Origin of the sequence: Veillonella sp. CHU732, assembly GCF_003992085.1 — a bacterium.
Taxonomy (GTDB): domain Bacteria; phylum Bacillota; class Negativicutes; order Veillonellales; family Veillonellaceae; genus F0422.
This window is the reverse complement of sequence record NZ_RQVC01000013.1, coordinates 1-18,803: the sequence shown is the minus strand read 5'-3', so window position 1 is coordinate 18,803 and position 18,803 is coordinate 1. Positions and strand designations below refer to the sequence as shown.

15 protein-coding genes are annotated in these 18,803 nt (G+C 36.5%); all 15 read left to right on the top strand.

Annotated elements, in window-relative coordinates:
• Window positions 1-5: 5 nt before the first annotated feature.
• Window positions 6-728 carry an energy transducer TonB gene (locus tag EO121_RS06645; protein WP_127166924.1) on the top strand — a complete coding sequence of 241 codons (723 nt, stop codon included), beginning with the start codon at window positions 6-8 and terminating at the stop codon, window positions 726-728.
• Between the two features lie 307 nt (window positions 729-1,035).
• Window positions 1,036-3,453, top strand: coding sequence for a TonB-dependent siderophore receptor (locus tag EO121_RS06640; protein ID WP_127166922.1), 2,418 nt, complete (start codon window positions 1,036-1,038; stop codon window positions 3,451-3,453).
• Between the two features lie 138 nt (window positions 3,454-3,591).
• Window positions 3,592-4,533, top strand: a complete 942-nt coding sequence (locus EO121_RS06635; protein ID WP_164725883.1) for an ABC transporter substrate-binding protein — start codon at window positions 3,592-3,594, stop codon at window positions 4,531-4,533.
• A gap of 88 nt (window positions 4,534-4,621) precedes the next feature.
• On the top strand, window positions 4,622-5,944 hold the full coding sequence (locus EO121_RS06630; protein ID WP_127166918.1) for an MFS transporter: 1,323 nt from the start codon (window positions 4,622-4,624) through the stop codon (window positions 5,942-5,944).
• 240 nt (window positions 5,945-6,184) lie between these two features.
• A complete protein-coding gene (locus tag EO121_RS06625; protein ID WP_127166916.1) occupies window positions 6,185-6,877 on the top strand; it encodes a hypothetical protein in 693 nt (230 codons plus the stop codon).
• 239 nt (window positions 6,878-7,116) lie between these two features.
• Window positions 7,117-8,547: an AAA family ATPase gene (locus EO121_RS06620; RefSeq protein WP_164725882.1), complete on the top strand. Its 1,431-nt coding sequence runs from the start codon at window positions 7,117-7,119 to the stop codon at window positions 8,545-8,547.
• Window positions 8,548-8,556: 9 nt separating this feature from the next.
• Entirely contained in the window at window positions 8,557-10,047 is a 1,491-nt protein-coding gene (locus tag EO121_RS06615) for a hypothetical protein (protein WP_127166912.1), read from the top strand.
• Window positions 10,048-10,064: 17 nt separating this feature from the next.
• The gene (locus EO121_RS06610; RefSeq protein WP_127166910.1) at window positions 10,065-11,528 is read left to right on the top strand and encodes a tetratricopeptide repeat protein; all 1,464 of its coding nucleotides are present in this window, start codon (window positions 10,065-10,067) and stop codon (window positions 11,526-11,528) included.
• Window positions 11,529-11,549: 21 nt separating this feature from the next.
• Window positions 11,550-13,031, top strand: a complete 1,482-nt coding sequence (locus tag EO121_RS06605) for a tetratricopeptide repeat protein (RefSeq protein ID WP_127166909.1) — start codon at window positions 11,550-11,552, stop codon at window positions 13,029-13,031.
• Window positions 13,032-13,310: 279 nt separating this feature from the next.
• Window positions 13,311-14,528 (top strand): ATP-binding protein, encoded by a 1,218-nt coding sequence (locus EO121_RS06600; protein WP_127166907.1) that lies wholly within the window; start codon window positions 13,311-13,313, stop codon window positions 14,526-14,528.
• Window positions 14,529-14,701: 173 nt separating this feature from the next.
• Entirely contained in the window at window positions 14,702-16,075 is a 1,374-nt protein-coding gene (gene glmU, locus EO121_RS06595; protein WP_127166906.1) for a bifunctional UDP-N-acetylglucosamine diphosphorylase/glucosamine-1-phosphate N-acetyltransferase GlmU, read from the top strand.
• Between the two features lie 114 nt (window positions 16,076-16,189).
• A complete protein-coding gene (locus EO121_RS06590) occupies window positions 16,190-17,143 on the top strand; it encodes a ribose-phosphate pyrophosphokinase (protein ID WP_127166904.1) in 954 nt (317 codons plus the stop codon).
• Window position 17,144: 1 nt separating this feature from the next.
• A complete protein-coding gene (pth, locus tag EO121_RS06585; protein ID WP_127147151.1) occupies window positions 17,145-17,723 on the top strand; it encodes an aminoacyl-tRNA hydrolase in 579 nt (192 codons plus the stop codon).
• A gap of 256 nt (window positions 17,724-17,979) precedes the next feature.
• A complete protein-coding gene (locus EO121_RS06580) occupies window positions 17,980-18,168 on the top strand; it encodes a hypothetical protein (RefSeq protein ID WP_126939527.1) in 189 nt (62 codons plus the stop codon).
• Window positions 18,169-18,480: 312 nt separating this feature from the next.
• Window positions 18,481-18,678 carry a hypothetical protein gene (locus EO121_RS06575; RefSeq protein WP_127160766.1) on the top strand — a complete coding sequence of 66 codons (198 nt, stop codon included), beginning with the start codon at window positions 18,481-18,483 and terminating at the stop codon, window positions 18,676-18,678.
• The last annotated feature ends 125 nt before the right edge of the window (window positions 18,679-18,803 follow it).

The window sequence follows — 18,803 nt, the reverse complement described above, 5'->3', positions numbered from 1 at the left end:
GTACTATGGATAGACGATGGCGTATACCCGCAGTGATATCCGGACTGACGAATATAGGTCTTGTAGTACTTCTAGGCGTATTGGGTCATATCCAAACACCGACACCAGAATCGGATGAAATTGTAGAGGTGCAGTTGGTTCATGAGGACAAAGGTAGTGCAGGGCAACCGAGTGCAGGACCAGCGATTACAGCACCCCATACTGAAAAACGTGAAATTCCACCACCGATTACGAATCTAACCGATGCAGATGCAATTTTAGAACAAGTGAAAGCGGAAGCACCTAAAAATGTAGCGATTGTAGCACCACCATCAGCACTTCCAGGAACCACTGGAGGCGGTGGAGAAGGTACGGAACCTAGCGATGGAAATGGTAATGGTAACGGTAACGGAGATGGAGACGGCAAAGGTACTGGAGATGGTAACGGGGTAGACGGCAACGATGATGGAGTGATTGTCGATGCTGGTAGTTTATCTCTAGTCAGTGATGTAGAAGCACCGTACCCTCCTAAAATGCTCCGCCAAGGTAAAACAGGCACTGTGGTTGTTCAATTGGTAGTAGAAAAAGATGGTTCCGTTAGCTCTGTAGATATTATTGGAGGCAGCGGACAACCTGAATTTGAACAAGCGGTGATGCGCGTGGCGTATCAATGGACCTTTGTTCCAGCCACACGAAACGGCCGACCAGTTCGAGCCTATGCAACGAGAACCTATCGGTTTGCATTATAAAATTAAATAGATACGTTTATGCGTTACCATAAATGAAGTACATAGCGCCATATGGTTCTGACTACGTGTAGTTAGAATTGTATGGCGCTTTTAGTCACTATAGTAGTATTAGAAAAATTGTAGATGAACGTAATCAATACTAAAAAATATATACAACATAGTGTAATACTAGGAATTATAAACTTTCATAATCTGAAACTTGAAATTTAACATAATGTAGAGTTATACTTAATTTGGAACCTTATATGTGTAAGGTCTTATTTTATTTTTCGTATGGGCGTACGGAATACTTAAGGGAGGTATATTCATGAAATTTACAAAAAAAGGGGTGTCAGCAGCTTTGCTGGCTTGCGTAGCACTGACTACATTTAGTGGTGTACAAGCGGCATTTGATGAACATCTAGATAAGTATCAATTAGACCCTAAAGTCGTGAAGGGAGACCGTTCAAAGGATCAATTTGGGAATACTGTAACGGAACAATCCTATTATCGTACAGGTGGTGATGTGAAAGTTATTACTCGTGAAGAAATTGAAAAACGTCACTATACTGATTTAAGTGAAGCCATTAAACGTGTTCCCGGTGTAGCTATCCAAAGTCCCGGATATCGTGGTGGAGAATATGGATATAATTCACATAATAATAGTTTGACTATTAATGGTGATGCAAGAGTAATTATTCTTGTAGATGGTCGTCGCGTTGATAATATGACTAGTGAAAATATTGGCTCTATAAATGAAAATGGTAGCAAAAGTACTGGTGTAAATTTAGATCAAGTCATCAATATGAATGCTGTTGATAAAATTGAAGTTATCAAAGGACCTGGTGCTTCCGCGTATGGTTCAGATGCTACAGGTGGCGTCATTAATATTTTGACTCGTAAAGGAGTTGAAGGTGGTGGACAGGCTACATTAGATATTTCAACAGGTAGCTGGAAGCAGCATAAGTATGACTTCACCTATTTAGGCAGTGCGGGTAACGATAACTCTTTACATTATTTTGTAGGTCTTAATAAAATTACCTCTGGCGACACAAAGTTTGTGGATGGATATACAGGTCAATCTGCCACACTTGGTGGGTCTGAGTTTAAGGAAAAAGGTGCCAACTTACGAATCGATAAGGATTTTGATGATACCCATCGTTTAAGTATTTCCTATACCCATAAACAAGGTAAAGATGGTTATCCTGTATCAACACCTAATTTAAAATATTGGAATCAAAATGACTGGAATCGTATTATATTTGCCATAGGTGTGGGTAAATTAGATGATCAAGGCAAATTAATGATCAATCCGAATACAGGGAAATCTTATTACCTAAGAGGGGAGAATGTTATTCCTGGATTCCGTAATCTATTTGGGCTACACGGCATAGGTTTTAGTTCATATAATAAATTCCAAAATAATGACTTAGATGTAAAATATACCTTTGACCGTCAAGGAGATATGGAGAGCTTCGTAAGACTATATAATCAAAATCATAAATATTTAGGCTCTATGTTAGGTACCTGGGCGCTGCCAGGTAGTATAGACCAATTTCAAGCAGACTTTCCAGATGGTGTTAAGGATAAAGAGACGTTAAATAAGTGGATTAGTAAACACCTAGCTCCGTTTCCAGGAGGCAGTAAAAAGGCACTCGAAGAATGGGTAGCAAAAGTTGGAGGAAAAGCACCAGCTCCTACTTCCTATCAAAGTGAGAGAAATAGAGGGGTTCAACTACAAGTGGCTCGCTCATTAGGAAAACATGATGTGATTGGTAATGTTACCTATGATAAAGCGGCAAACTATCATATTAGCAATGGCGAAAAAGGCCATCGAGAAACCTTTGTAAAACGCAATTCTATCTATGGATATTTACAAGATAAAATTCATGTTAATGATCACTTTGATATTACACCAGCACTTCGGTTTGCTAAGTATACAGATTTTACAACGGAAACAAAAGAATCTCAAGGTGGTTCTACGCATGTCTTAACACCAGCATTAAACCTACAATATCGGTTTGCTGATCATAGCACTGTATATGCAGGATGGGTTCGCATTTTACGACCATTACATGCTAGTGATTATCAAGCGGTATATGGAGAAAATAATACGCCATTGCAAGATGAAAAAGGTAATGTCTTTACATTGGGATATCAAAAAGAGTTTGGCAAAAATACTACACTAGGAGCCCATTATAGTGTGATGAATATGTCTAATTCTATCGCGATAGTTCCTTTTGTAAGTGAAGAAGATGAGGAATATGCAGTAAATGCAAAACAAAAAAGAACATCTTTTAATGTTACCTTAGATCATAAGTTAAATGATCATTGGAATATTGGACTTGCCTATAGCCATTTAAAAGATGTTTGGTCCGCAAAACATGGTTATACTACTAAAGAAGGTTGGAGTTTTAATGATCCAGCAGATATTAACTCTGGTATTAATAATTTACGACCAGCTAATCATTATACGTTAAATCTTAATTATGATAGTGATAAATTCTCTTCTGGTCTGTTGATGAACTATTATACTGGTGCTAATACAGTAGGGTTTACGTCTAAACGATTCTTTGTAATTGATTGGAATGCAAATTACAATATCACTAAAGATATAACTACATATTTAGCCATTACAAATGTAACAAATGAAGCCTATGAAACAATGGCAGATTCTTACTTTGGTGCAGGTGGCGCTGCAATGCCGGGACGACAAGTCATGATAGGTGCTAAATATAATTTCTAATCATTGTAAAAGAGCTACAAATTGTAGCTCTTTTATTTAGGGGACAGAATGAAAAAAATATATATTTTTCTAGTTAGTAGCGTTATTTTAGCTAGTATATATACAGCATATTTGCAAGGAATAAACGAACTTATTCCTATGCCCAGGTATGTTGTTACTACGGAAGGAAGTAGTAAGACAAGTCCTCGTATTGTACAGCAATTGACAAGCAAAATTACTTACCAAGATATAGCCTATGATGATGAAAGTTATCGAATTATGGCGGTTTGGCAAAACTCAGTAGAAACTTTATTAGCATTAGGTATGGGAGATAGAATCATTGTAGCTATTGGGGTGCCTGATAGTAAATATATTTCAAAAGAGTATCGTGCAGAGTATGAAAAAATTCCTTATAAAAGTATGGAAGTTCCAGATGTGGAAAGTACTTTGTTATGGGAACCTGACTTAATAGTAGGTTGGTACACTACATTTCAAAAGGACAGGTTAAAAAGTACTGATTTTTGGATGAGCAGAGGAGTTCATACGTATATCGCAAGTTCATCAGCGGAGTCTTCTTTAGCTACTGTAGAAGGAGAATACCAATATATTTTGGATTTAGGAAATGTGGTCAATCGAAAAGAGAAAGCTGAAGAGATTGTTTATCGAATACAGCAATATGTGAAAGCAGCTAAAGAATATGGAGAAACACATCCTACACAGGATACAGTGATGATTATAGAACCTGCCGGACGACAGTTTGGTGTGTATGATGACGATACACTTGGTGGAAAGATGATAGAAGAGATTGGTGGTAATTTATTGGGCGATGTTGGGGAAACCATCAATATAGAAGAATTGATTGATTTAAACCCTTCTGTCATATTTGTAGTGTTACAAGAAGATGATTATGAACATCAAGATGAGATTATACAACGTTTATGTGATAATCTAGCATTGCAACATGTGGATGCAATTCGTAATCATCGGGTCTATGGGATCCCTTTGTTTATGGTCTATAGTGCAGGGGTCCGCATATATGATGGATTAGATATTATGATTCGTGGTTTGTATCCAAACTTTGAAAGTAAAGACTATAAATGAGTGAACTTTTACGTTCATAAACTACTAGCCTATCATCTAAAAAAGGTATATACTATGCCATGACATATAATGTAAAGGAGGCGTTATAATGGAAGTTGTTAGTCAAGAGGTAAAAAGTCGTTTTTTACGCTTGCAAATGAATTCTTTGATTGGTGTATGGATTGGATATGCAGCCTATTACTTAGTGCGTAGTAATTTTAATTTAGCGTTGCCGTATTTATCAGGCGAACTAGATTTAAGTAAAACGCAATTAGGTTTATTATCTAGCTGCTTATTGATTACATACGGACTTAGTAAAGGGTTCATGTCTGTATTGGCAGATAAAGCAAATCCGAAGTATTTTATGGCTATCGGTTTGACTTTATGCGTCATTTTGAATGTATTGATGGGATTTACTACACATTATTCCTTATTCATCGGACTCGTTATTTTATTAGGTTTATTCCAAGGAATGGGCGTAGGACCGTCAATCATTACAGTAGGCTATTGGTTTCCAAGATCTCAGCGGGGGCGTGCTAGTACGATTTGGAATATGTCCCACAATTTAGGTGGTGGCATTGTGGCACCTATCGTGGGTGTAGCGATTGGCTATTTAGGAACAGAGCACTGGAGAATCGGTACATTTGCAGTACCAGCTATCTTGGCCGCTATTTGTGTCTTATTAGTTTTGTATTTTGTTCGTAAGCGCCCAACCGAAGAAGGATTACCAACTGTAGAGGAAGTATTCCAAGAGGAAGCGGCAGGGCAAAAATCTGCTAAAATGGCAACGGGTAAACCAGAGAATATGAATGCATTCCAAGTGTTCTACAATTTTGTATTTAAAAATCCAAACTCTTGGTATTTGGTATTAATCGACGTATTCGTATACATGGTACGCTTTGGCATGATTACCTGGATTCCATTATACTTACTGAAAGTAAAAGGTTTTACAAAAACAGAGATGAGTGTAGCTTACATGTTATTTGAGTGGGCTGCTATTCCATCTACTATCTTGGCAGGCTACTTAGTAGATAAATACTTCAAAGGTCGCATTATGCAATTACCAATTTATTGCTTGGTGGTTATCTTTGCTTGTGTGATTGGATATATGAACTCTGATAGTATTTTGTGGGCCACTGTATTTGCTTGTATTACAGGATGCTTGATTTACATTCCACAATCTATGATTCCAGTACAAGCAATGGAAGTGATTCCAACCTTTGCCTTAGGATCTGCCGTAGGCTTGCGTGGTTTTATGAGTTACCTTGTGGGTAGTTCCTTAGGAACAACACTCTTTGGTTTCGTTGTAGACCATTGGGGCTGGGACATGGGTTTCTACACATTACTAGTGGGTGTAGTTCTTTGTATGTTCTCTTGCTACTTATCCAACAGAGGAGTACAAAAAATCTATGCAGCTGCTGATAAAGCATAAACAGATATTTCAATGCTAATAAAAGAATAGGTACTAGTAGAATGTGCTAGTGAAAGTTACGAAGGAAAGCCTAAGTATGGGCTTTCCTTTGTTGTGCATATGGTGAAATATGTTAGCTATAGATTTGTAAAATTTTCATAATAAGTATTTACATAGACAGTATGTGTCTATCGTGGATGATATGATAGAAGAGTAGTTATTGTTTTCTATGTAAAAGTAATTTATGAAAAGGAGTATGACATGGGACTATTAAATGACTTAAAAGAAGCTAAAGAGGTAGCAAAAAATTTAAAGAAAGAGTTTGATGCCAGCGAAGAAGGACAAGAAATAAAGAAAGATTTAAAACAGTTTATTCACGAATTTTTCTTTGGAAGACCAGATCAAACCTTGTTCCAAAGATTAAATGAATTTTTCATCCCTTTCATTGTATTTGTAGGGGCTTTATTTTATCTCCATCATTATACGGCTATTTTTGGATACACCGAAGCTAATGCAGCTAGGTTGGCACCGATTACACCTTGGGTGATTATGTCTGTGAATAATACGAACCCTAGTACTGAAAAATCATTATTAGATATGACAAAAACTAACTTTATATTTGGTCCAGGACGATTTGATATAGACTTATTAAAAGGTGGCGCCAAAACAGATGGAACTTGGGAGCAAACCGTGCAAAATACATCGGATTATTTTGTGGCTATCAAAGTGAAAGCTCATGGACGAGTAGATGCAGCACATAAAGTAGAAGATATTAGATACACTTTAATTCCACCAAATAGTTCTATTAGAATTAAAGGACTGTTCAATACAAAAGGTGGCAAACTAACATCCTTTGACCCGGAAGAAACAGAACTTGAATTCGTGAAAGAATACGATATGGAACAGGCACTGGAGAATATCAAGCATAATTTGAATAAATTAGATAAAAAGTAATAGTTGTAATGGCATAGCAGGCTAAATAGAAATCAGTATTTAATTAATATGGATGAATGTAGTTAGTTTTGAAAATAAGTATTGACTACATAGAAGAAATGTTTTTATACTTTTTGTAAGGATATGTATCAGATCCGGCATAGTTTTGTGATTTATGAGAAAATAGGAAGATTGGAGTTAGTATGTCTAAGGTAAAAGAAAAAATAAATCGTTATTTTGACGCAGCATTTCCTATTATTTTGTATAAAGTAATAGAAGAGGCGAAGGCAGTTGAACTTTTAAAAGAATTGGTACCTTCAAGACGTATCATAGAGTGGAGTACTAGTGAATGTAAGGATACTACTATTCCTGACTTGGATGATTACACATTAGATGGTATGTTAAGTATATTATATGAAGATGCCTCATTAGAACTGAGAAATTCGTTATTAATTATTAAAGATAGTGCATCGTTTATTGATAATCCAAGAGTAATTGGTTATTTGAAACAATTGGCACAAATGATTACTGATGGAGAAATTGAAGATTGTACAATCGTTATAGTAGGACAAAACATTAAGATTCCTGATGAGTTAGAGCTATATGTTAGTATTGTAGAAGAAGCTCCGTTAACGCATGAAGAAATTGCTAAGATAATAGAGCAATTTTGTACAGATTATGAGATTGTAGCGGATAAACAGTTGCAGTATATATTATCCAATGCGTTTAAAGGGCTTTGTGAATATGATATTATTAATATTTTAGCGTTAGCTTATGCGAATGATGGTGAACTGACAGAATCAGATATCGATTTAATTCTTGAGCATAAACGACAAATTGTACAGCGCACAAGCGTATTAGAAATGGTACCGTTAAAAGAATCTATTCGTGATATTGGTGGCTTAAATAGTCTGAAAGAATGGATTACAAAGAAAGAAAAGATTTTTAATAATATAGAAGCGGCAAAAGAATTTGGTGTAGATATTCCCAAAGGGGTATTAATCGCTGGTGTACCGGGTTGTGGTAAATCACTGAGTGCCAAAGCGATAGCTCATTTGTTTAAAGCGCCTTTATTACGGTTAGATATGGGCCGTATTATGGGAAAATACGTTGGTGAATCAGAAGAAAATATGAGAAAAGCAATTGCTCTTTCAGAGAGTATTGCACCTTGTGTGTTATGGATTGATGAAATAGAAAAAGCTTTATCAGGCGTTGGCGGAGAAGGTGGCAATGCAGATATTACCAATCGTTTATTAGGCTCTTTTTTAACGTGGTTGCAAGAAAAGAAAAGTCAAGTATTTGTAGTGATGACTGCTAATAAAATTGATAAATTACCACCTGAATTGATTCGAAAAGGAAGAATGGATGAGATCTTCTTTGTTGATTTACCAAATCAAGAAGAACGAACTAAAATTTTTGAAATTCATATTAACTCAAGAAGACCAAAGGATAGTGCCTCCATTCAACTAGATAAATTAGCGAAACAAACGGAAGGATATAGTGGCGCAGATATTGAAGGTGTTGTCAAGGAGGCCGTTGAAACCGCTTTTACAAATAATCGTAGTAGCATTACAACGGAAGATATTGAAACAGCTATTAGCAAGTCATATCCATTGAAAGAAATTATGAAAGAACAAATAGAAGCAATGGTGAAAATTTACAAAGAGAAAAAATTCAAAAGTGCTACATAAGGGGGAATTATGAAAGCAACAGATGTTAATGTAAGTGGCTTTCAAAGCATATTAAAGCGAGCTACAGAATCATGGGAGCAAGAGGCACCGCAAACAAAAGAGGAGTCGAAACGCTGGTTATCTGAATTTTATAGAAATGAAATGCCAGAATTAACGCAAGAAGAGGCTGATACTCAAGCTGAATTAGCAGTTACAGGACTGGAACGCTATCAAACCGCAAAGGTAAGCTTGGAAGAAAGTGAAAGTAAAGGTGTAAGTAGGCAAGGATGGCTGCAAACACAGTTTGATTCGGTATCGGCACAAATGGGGAAAGAACAGTTTGTTTCGTATTTAAGTGAAATAGATAGAACTCTAGATCAAGCAAATCAAGAAAGCATGAAAACGATTTTGACGCAGAGTGGTTCTATTAATCAGAATCCTAATTTAGATGGGTTTATTGCAGAAACAGAATTGGTTAATTCCTATAATACAAATGCTGCCTTACAAGATGGAGCCTATCGAGCTAGAGTATTGCAGCCTGAGGTAGGGCAAACATATGGTAAAAACTCTGTAGATATTTCTGTAGATAGTATGAGTACAGGTCAAAAAGGTGTGCAGCGGTATCAAGCTAAATTCGGTAAAGATTCTACTGCCACAGCGGATATGGTGCTAGATAAAGATTACAGGAATCAAAGGATTTTAGTGCCCAAAGGTCAAGGGCTTGAAGTTAAAAACAAATTAGGTAAAAAGACTGTTACAGAGTACATAGAAACTGCAGATGGAGTAAAAGGGAGTGCTCTGAGTAAAGCAGAAGTAAAGCGAAAACAAGAACTGGCTCAATCAGGAAAAGGGATTGAAGAACGAACTTGGAATGATTATGATGCTAAAGAGTTAACAAAATACATGGGCATGCAAATTGGATTAGCATCTGCCGCAGGTGGAGCGATGGGAGCAGGTATGCAAGTCTTAGGGGACCTTGTCAATGGAAATGATATAGAAGCCGACAAAGTCATGGAAACTGCTATTAAAACAGGTGCTGACACAGGGGCGAAAACTGCATTAACAGCAGCGTTAAAAGTGGGTACAGAAAAAGGCGTATTGCCAAACTTAGTGGGATCATCGACGGGTGTCTTAGGAGTTGTTAGCTCTATTTTAGTAGATAACACAAAAGTTATGTATGAACTAGGGAATGGTGATATTACTGCAATGCAAGCCATACATAAAATGGAGTCAAATACATACTCTGGAGTTGGTGGGTTCTTAGGTTGGGCCACAGGTGCGGAAATTGGTGCAACCATAGGCTCTATAGTACCGGGAATTGGAACACTCATTGGTGGTATTGTAGGAGCTATGGCTGGCTCCACCGTAGGAAAAATAGTCCATAAAGGAGTTACTACAGTTAGAAAGGTAGCTGTGAAGGCAGCAAAGGCTACTTGTAGTGCTATTGCATCTGTGGCAAAAGCAGTATGGAGTGGTGTAAAGTCCATTGCAAAAGCATTAAATCCGTTTAATTGGTTTTAAATATAAGGATTAAACATATGGGTAGAAAAATCAGATTTACATTAAAAAATACAGAAGGGAAAAGTATCACAACACTAGAAGAGCTGAGAACATATGGGGATTTAAAATGCGTGGTAGAGTCATTTTATACCCAAAAGTTGATGAGATGGCTTGAAGATCGTAAATATATAGAAGAACTTGAGTTATTATCTAATATTGATATTGATGATGTAGATTTTTTAGAAAAATTAGTTACGATTCTGGGTTTACAACGTGCTGATATAGTTTGTGATATTGATACAATAAAAAAAGAACAAGATAAGCTAGTAGCATTGAAAGAATATAAGAAGAATGTTCAAAACCGTGAAGATGCAAGAATCGCGGAGCTTTTGGAGAAAGCTTTTCTTGAGGGTGAGACAGAACTTTACAATACTTATCAATTAATGCTAAATAACCCTACTATGGAAGAACGGTATGTATATACTTATGATTTTTTGCAACTCAATGTAGACTTTTATAAGGTATGGAGCGTAAAACATAATTTCCCTATAGAATGGTACATTAAAGCATCTGAATTTGGAGATTCTAAGGCTAAACTAATACTGGGGTATTGTTACTTATGTGGAATAGAAGTAACTACTAATGAAAAGAGAGCTTTTGAACTATTTAATGATGCTTGTAATCTCGGGAGTTTGGAAGCATTAATTCAAGTAGGAGATTTATATGCAACAGGAACTGGGGTAAAAAAGGATGTAATGAAGGCGATAGAAATATATGAGAAGGCTTTAAAAGCTGGAGCGTCCTGCGTTGCAAATTCTTTAGGTGTTTGCTATATAAATGAAAATATTCAACTACAGAAAGGCCGGCAGTTAATTACTGATGCGGTTGAAGTTGGTAGTAGAACAGCATATTTTAGTTATGGTATTTGCTTAGCATATGGTATTGGTGGATTTGAAAAAAACATAGAAAAAGGAATTGAGTTTATAATACGATCTTCAGAATCGGAATATACAACGGCGCAATTTGAATTAGCCAATATGTATTATGAAGGTAATCTGGTTGTTCAAAATCATGAAAAATGCCTTTCATTAATGAAAAAAATAGGAGAAAAAAACTATTATGATGAAAAAATAGTGCTAGCTAGACGATATGTTGCAGATTTCTATAATTCTGGGATTGGAACTGAAATAAATTACAAAGAGGCAGTTAAATGGTATGAAAAATCCTTGGAAACTGGTATAGAGGAAAATAATCTATGTGCACTTTATAGACTTGGTTTATGCTATGAGGTAGGAAATGGAGTAGATAAAGATTATTATAAGGCAAAAGAATATTATCAAAGAGCTCTTGAAGAAGGCTATAAGGATGAGGAGGTAGCAGACGATATAATGCGAATTAATAGGAAAATAAGTGATAAGGAAGAATATGATCGAGTTATTAAGAAGGCTAGTGAAGTAGCTAAAGAGGTGACTGCTGAGCTATATAGGATTCATAATAGTTAATTTTATGGATGGTAAAGTCATATGAAGAGAAAAATAAAAGCTAAACTAATACTATCTCGTGATAGGGAGATAAATACGATTGAAGAGTTGCAAGAATATGGAGATATTGAGTTAATTGTATCGCATTTTTATTCTGGTAAGATATTGAATTGGCTACAAGTAAGAGGATATGGTTCCATTGCAGAGGAAGTCGAAAAGTTAGATATAAATGATGAGAATAACTTAGTATCATTAATGCATATCCTTTGTATTAATGAAGAAAGATATAGTCAAATTATTACGAAAGTAAAACATAGGGAAATCTATATTAAATCAATTGTAAACAAGGATACAATGAGATTATATGAACTTTCCCAAAAAGCAAAGTGCAATGGTTGGATGGATGTGTGTGATGTATATTACAATATGATTGAAGCTCCCAACTTAGAAGAAAATAAATTATATAATTTCAATTTTAAAGTTTCTTTTAGAGATTATTGGTATGCAGATCATAAACAATTTTCTGTAGAGTGGTATAAGAAAGCAAGTATGTTGGGCGATATTCATGCAATGGCTATCTACGGTATACTCCTATATTATGGGTATCATGGTAATGAAGATAGAAAATTAGGGTTAGATCTGATAAAGGAAGGCGCGGATGCAGGAATTGGACTATGTTTAAATGCGTTGGGATCATACTATGAAGGTAATGATAACATAAAAGCGTTTAATTATTACCAAAAATCATATGAAGTAGGGTATTGTAGTGGAATATTGAATTATGCAAGATGTTATGACGAGGGAATCGGAACATTAGTAGATAAAAAAAGAGGATTTGACTTATTTTCCGAAGGGGCTGAGAGTAATAATGCTGATTGTATAAACGCTTTAGGTTGGTATTATCAGTATGGTAAATTTGTTACTACAGCTACACCTGCTGAAACAGCATTTGAATACTATAAAAAAGCCGCTGATTTAGGCTCTTCTAAGGCTATGTATCGTGTTGGTAACCACTATATAAATGGAGATGGGGTTAGTGTTGATAATGCAGCTGGAGTTGCGATGTATGAGCGAGGAGCACGTTTACAGCATGGGAGCTGTTTAACAGCGTTAGGTCGCGCATATATTAACGGAGAAATTATTGAGAAGAATATAGCTAAAGGTCTTGAATATATTCATAAAGCTATGGAACAGAATAATCCTTGGTCATTTAATATGTATGGATGGTGTTATGATACGGGGACTGGAGTAGAGAAAAATCAATCTCTAGCGAGAGAATATTATTTAAAGGCGGCAAAATTAGGTGAAAGCCCAGCAATGTCTAATTTAGCATATTTATATGAGAAAGGACAGGGAGGGCCTGTGGACTTGGAAAAAGCTTTTAAATACTATCTTATGTCTGCTGAGAAGAATTATAAAAGAGGGATAGAAAATACTATACGGTGCTATAAAGAGGGTATTGGTGTATCGGTTAATATGGAAGAAGCAAGAAAGTGGGAAGAAAAGTTAAAAGAACTTAATTAGTGAAGCGGTTACGATATTTCTAAGGTGAAGAGATATATTACTAGTTATAGATTAATATGCATCTATTATCTTGAAGGAAAGTTGAATGATTTCAACTTTCCTTTTGCTATATATAGATAAAATTTGTCGCAGACTCCATAAAAATGTTAAAATAAATAAAAAGTTACATTCTAATCCATAAAATAATGAAGTATAGGGTATAATATGTTATAGATTCCATAAAATAATAAGAATTGATCTGGATTTGCAATAAAATCCATAATATAAAGGAGGAAACACATGAAGTTAATTGAACGAAAACAGTATTTAGACTTTCTGCGCAATCACTGGTACACGGATGCGATTATTGTTGTATCTGGTATCCGTCGTTGTGGTAAGTCAACGCTCTTTCAATTATATAAGGAAGAGTTGTTAGCTCAAGGTGTTCAGCCGGATCAGATTGTAAGTATTAACTTTGAAGATTTAGAGTATGAATATTTACAAGAGTATCGGACGTTGTATCAATATATTTTAGAACGACTCATTCCCAATCAAGAGATGTACATCTTTCTTGATGAAATACAGCATGTGCCTAATTTTGAAAAAGTGGTGGATAGTTTATATATAAAAGATAAGGTGAAGGTATACATCACTGGATCTAATGCATATTTTATGTCTTCTGAAATGGCTACGTTATTGTCGGGACGCTATGTGCAGCTAGATATGTTATCTCTTTCATTTAAAGAATTTTGTGAAGCCCATGGAAATGATGAGCACCCATCATTAGAGGAATCGTATCAAAAATATATTCAATATAGTTCCTTCCCAGGCACGTTAACATTAGGGGATAATCTGCCAATGATACTAGATTATTTACAGGGTATATTTAACACTATTGTATTGAAAGATATCATTACTCGCAGTAAAATTGGAGATCCACAATTATTGGAGAGTGTAGCTAGATATTTGTTTGCCAATATTGGGAGTCTGAGCAATCCAGCAAAGATTAAAAATTCGCTCATTAGTGCAGGCCGAAAAGTGGATGGTCGGACTATTGAGCGATATATATCATCGTTACAAGATGCGTTGTTAATGTATCAAGTCAATAGATATGATGTACGAGGAAAAGAAGTATTACAGCTGAATGCAAAATATTATGCAGCGGATGTAGCGTTAAAACAATTCTTGTTACCCAATCGTGGCGAGGATACAGGACATATATTAGAAAATATCGTATTTTTAGAACTCATACGTAGAGGGTACAAGGTCTATGTAGGTCATCTACAAAAAGGTGAGATAGATTTTATTGTCCAAAAACATGGTACCATCGAATATTACCAAGTAAGTCAAAGTGTATTAGATCCCTATACGTTAGAACGAGAGTTAAAGCCGTTAGAACAAATACAAGATCATTATCCTAAGTTCCTATTAACCTTCGATGTGATTAATAAGAATGCTAGTTATAATGGGATTCAACAGAGAAATGTATTAGAATGGTTATTAGACACTCCATCGTAAGATAACAAGGGCAGCTAATCGTATAGGGAGATACCAAAGTATAGTATCCTAGTGTGTATCATAAACTTATGTTAGGAGATACATACTATAAATAACAGTCGAAAAATCTCCCACAATATGGTATGCTAATTTATATATAATTATTTATTCAATAACAATAAAGGTGGATGCATATGAATGAATTAGTAGGTTTGATTTTAGCGGCCGGTAAAGGGACACGCATGAAATCTAAACTTCCGAAAGTATTGCACAAGGTAGCTGGTAAAGCGATGGTGGAACGTGTCTTAGAAGCGGCTCAATCTGTTGGGGCTAAGCGCAATGTGGTCATCGTTGGTTTTGGTGGCGATGATGTGAAAGCCTATTTAGGTGATCGTGCGGAATACGTCACACAATTAGAGCAAAAAGGCACAGGTCATGCGGTACAACAAGCAGAATCCGTATTGGGCAACCATGAAGGTCTCATCTTGTTGTTGTGCGGCGATACTCCATTAGTAACGCAAGAAACATTGGAACAATTGTTGGCGCACCACAAAGAAACAGGGGCGGCAGCCACAGTATTAACGGCATACATGGACAATCCATATGGGTACGGCCGTATCATTCGTAATGAATCCAAGTCCGTACAACGCATCGTGGAAGAAAAAGATGGCAAACTCGATGAATTAAAAGTGCATGAAGTGAACACAGGCATGTACATTTTCGACTCTAAAGAATTATGGCCTTGCTTAGAACAATTGTCAGATGACAATGCACAAGGTGAGCTATACATTACAGACGTGGTGAGCATCCTTGTAAAAGCAGGTAAAACGGTGAGCGCTTATATGACCATGGACAGCGACGAATCCCTAGGGGTCAATAGCCGTTTACAATTAGCACAAGCAGAATTGATTTTGCGGAATCGCACAAACTTGGCGTTAATGGAAGCTGGTGTTACCTTGGTGGATCCACATAGCACATACATTGCCCCAGAAGTAGTGGTGGGACCCGATACAATCATTTACCCCAATACGACATTAGAAGGTAACACAGTAGTAGGTACGAATAATATTTTGGGACCTAACACACGGTTGTCCAATGTAATAGTAGGCGATAATAACCACATCCATGATTCTTACGCCCATGATTGTGAAATCAAGAATGATACAGTGATTGGACCATTTGTTCATTTGCGCCCAGATACAGTACTTTCTGATAAGGTGAAAATCGGCAACTTCGTAGAAGTGAAAAATAGCGTGGTTGGTACAGGTACAAAACTTCCGCACTTGTCCTATATTGGCGACAGCGATGTAGGGGCCAAGGTGAATATCGGTTGTGGTACTATTACTGTCAACTACGATGGTAAGAAGAAACATCGTACCACAATTGAAGATGGCGTGTTTGTAGGTTGCAATTCCAACTTAGTAGCGCCTGTGACGATTGGTAGTGAAAGTTACGTAGCAGCTGGCTCTACCATAACGAAGGATGTACCAAGCCGTGGGTTGGCATTTGGACGGGCTCGCCAAGTGGTAAAAGAGAACTGGGTAACAGAGGATACTTTCAAAAAATAAAAATGTATGGAAATTTCATAAAATTGTTTACACAAAATTGAGAAAATGAAGTACAATATATAGAGAGCCTTTGTGCATCAAATTGTAAGTCAATTGTTTTAGAGGAGTAATGACATGGCATTAGAAGATGGTAAACGACTCAAAGTTTTTACAGGTAATGCAAATCCAGCATTAGCCAAAGAAATCTGTGATTATTTGGACCTCCCATTAGGCGAAGCATTTGTGGGACGCTTCAACAATGGGGAAGTACAAGTCATGATTGATGAAAGTGTACGTGGTAAAGACGTATTTATCGTGCAACCTACTAGCTATCCAGTAAATGATAATGTAGTGGAATTGTTCATCATGGCAGATGCATTAAAACGTGCATCCGCTCGTCATATCACAGCCGTTGTACCATATTATGGATATGCTCGCCAAGATAGAAAAACTCGTGGTAGAGAACCAATTACAGCAAAATTAATGGCAGACTTATTACAAACTGCTGGTGTTACTCGCCTTGTAACAGTAGACCTTCATGCAGGTCAGATTCAAGGTTTCTTTGATGTGCCAGTAGACCATTTAATGGGTGCGTCTATCATTGCAAACTATATTAATGAAAAGAAAATGGAAGATGTCATCGTTGTATCTCCAGACCTTGGTGGCGTAACACGTGCCCGTGATTTAGCGGACCGCATTGGTGCACCAATTGCGATTATCGAGAAAAAACGTCCACAACCAGGCGTTGCGAAAGTAATGAACTTAATTGGTGATGTACAAGGTAAAAATTGTATCATCATCGATGATATTGTAGATACTGCTGGATCTCTTGTGGAAGGTGCAAAAGCATTGCAAGAATTTGGCGCAAAATCTGTAACGGCTTGTGTAACACATGCAGTGCTAACAGATCCAGCTTGTGAACGTATTGCAAACTCCAATATTAAAGAGTTAATTGTAACAAATACAATCGATATTCCTGAAGAACGTCACTTGCCAAATATTACAGTCTTGTCCGTAGCTCCATTATTGGGAGAAGCGATTTTACGTATCTTTCAAGAAGAGTCTGTAAGCTCTTTATTCGATAAATAAGATGAAATTAATCGTCGGACTAGGAAATCCAGGCAGAGACTACGAGGGAACTCGCCATAATATCGGATTCATGGTGGTAGATGCTATTGCGGATGGTGTGAGCCATACACCATGGAGAGAAGATTATAAAGCAGAAATTTGCTCATGTACCATAGAGGGTGAAAAAGTGTTGTTGGTGAAGCCACAAACCTTTATGAACCTCAGCGGTGAGTCTGTAGGTCCCTTGATGCGATATTATAAACTCACACCTGAGGATGTATATGTTATTTATGACGACATGGATTTGCCGGTAGGTAAATTACGGATTCGACCAAATGGTAGTGCCGGTGGGCATAATGGTATCAAATCTATGATTAGCCATTTAGGAACAGATGGGTTTCCCCATTTTCGCTTTGGTATAGGTCGTCCTTTGCCAGAGTGGACCGTGGTGGACCATGTATTGTCGCGATTCCCAGAAGACCAACAGGATACTGTGCAAAAGGGAATTAAGGCTATGGTGAAAGCCGTATTAGGTTGTGTAGAAGTAGGTATCGATAAGGGTATGAATCTATATAATCCTAAAAAAGGGCGTCCCCGTTAACAGAGTGAGAAAACCAAAATAGAGCACTTGTTCTATTTTGGTTTTTATTATGCATATATCGTGTATATAAGGGTAGTTTTGATCAACTAGTGAATTACTTTTGGATTGTTATGCGAATTCAATCAAATAAATTCATTATATATGTCTTTTCATCTTGAAATTATGAAAATAAAAGTATATACTAGGTTTAGAGCAGTATAATTAGTATTTAATGTGAATCGTCTTTATTTTTACTTATTGTGAGGGAGGCATTATCATGAAAGGTAATAATTGGGGCGGCAAGCGGGCTGGTGCAGGTCGCAAAAAATCCTTATTTGAACGTAAAGGACGTACTTTCCGTTTGACTGATGCTGAATTTTTAGAAGTCAAACCATTAGTAGATGCAGTACGACGTCGTACTGAGGAAGCTATGTTAGCTACATTAGCAACTAAAAATAAAAAATAGTTGTACGTTCTTAATACTACTGAGTTTAATTAGCTAAGCGCTTTTGATTACAAGTTAGTATGGAAAATCGACTCCTTGTGGGGTCGATTTTTTTTGATTCTATAGAACTTACTTGACAATATCGAAAATTATCGTTATAATATTACATAGAATAGCAATATAGGCTGATGCTACGTAAGACTTGTATGCGAATAGATGCTTACTGTATACGCTCTTATGACGGTCTAGTCGCTATGGTGGTTCAACCCGACCACAGAAGGATCCAATTTTGGAAATGAATTCAAATAATTACTACACAAATGGAGGTTAGCAATGAGCTTAATTAAAAGTTTATCCAACCGCTTGTCTGTGCTAGGATATAGTGGTTACGAAATTTCACAAATTATCAATAGTGCAACGGGCGGTCAAGACATCAATGCTTTGACTGGTCAAGATTTACACCATGTGGCAAATACAATGGAACACTACGTACAAGCAGGTTCCCAATACGTTGCGGAATATAGTAAATAATTAAAAACTGCTACAGTTTGTAAGAAATTACAAATTGTAGCAGTTTTTTGGCTCTATAATAAATGTTGGGGTGACACCACTACGGTGTCACTTCCAACATTATTTTTTTGCAAAAAAATAAGCAT

What these genes read in the sequence shown, in the direction of transcription:
- EO121_RS06645 (WP_127166924.1), top strand. Translation starts at nt 6, where the DNA reads ATGGATAGACGATGGCGTATACCCGCAGTGATATCCGGACTGACGAAT.
- EO121_RS06640 (WP_127166922.1), top strand. Translation starts at nt 1,036, where the DNA reads ATGAAATTTACAAAAAAAGGGGTGTCAGCAGCTTTGCTGGCTTGCGTA.
- EO121_RS06635 (WP_164725883.1), top strand. Translation starts at nt 3,592, where the DNA reads ATGCCCAGGTATGTTGTTACTACGGAAGGAAGTAGTAAGACAAGTCCT.
- EO121_RS06630 (WP_127166918.1), top strand. Translation starts at nt 4,622, where the DNA reads ATGGAAGTTGTTAGTCAAGAGGTAAAAAGTCGTTTTTTACGCTTGCAA.
- EO121_RS06625 (WP_127166916.1), top strand. Translation starts at nt 6,185, where the DNA reads ATGGGACTATTAAATGACTTAAAAGAAGCTAAAGAGGTAGCAAAAAAT.
- EO121_RS06615 (WP_127166912.1), top strand. Translation starts at nt 8,557, where the DNA reads ATGAAAGCAACAGATGTTAATGTAAGTGGCTTTCAAAGCATATTAAAG.
- EO121_RS06610 (WP_127166910.1), top strand. Translation starts at nt 10,065, where the DNA reads ATGGGTAGAAAAATCAGATTTACATTAAAAAATACAGAAGGGAAAAGT.
- EO121_RS06605 (WP_127166909.1), top strand. Translation starts at nt 11,550, where the DNA reads ATGAAGAGAAAAATAAAAGCTAAACTAATACTATCTCGTGATAGGGAG.
- EO121_RS06600 (WP_127166907.1), top strand. Translation starts at nt 13,311, where the DNA reads ATGAAGTTAATTGAACGAAAACAGTATTTAGACTTTCTGCGCAATCAC.
- glmU (WP_127166906.1), top strand. Translation starts at nt 14,702, where the DNA reads ATGAATGAATTAGTAGGTTTGATTTTAGCGGCCGGTAAAGGGACACGC.
- EO121_RS06590 (WP_127166904.1), top strand. Translation starts at nt 16,190, where the DNA reads ATGGCATTAGAAGATGGTAAACGACTCAAAGTTTTTACAGGTAATGCA.
- pth (WP_127147151.1), top strand. Translation starts at nt 17,145, where the DNA reads ATGAAATTAATCGTCGGACTAGGAAATCCAGGCAGAGACTACGAGGGA.
- EO121_RS06580 (WP_126939527.1), top strand. Translation starts at nt 17,980, where the DNA reads ATGAAAGGTAATAATTGGGGCGGCAAGCGGGCTGGTGCAGGTCGCAAA.
- EO121_RS06575 (WP_127160766.1), top strand. Translation starts at nt 18,481, where the DNA reads ATGAGCTTAATTAAAAGTTTATCCAACCGCTTGTCTGTGCTAGGATAT.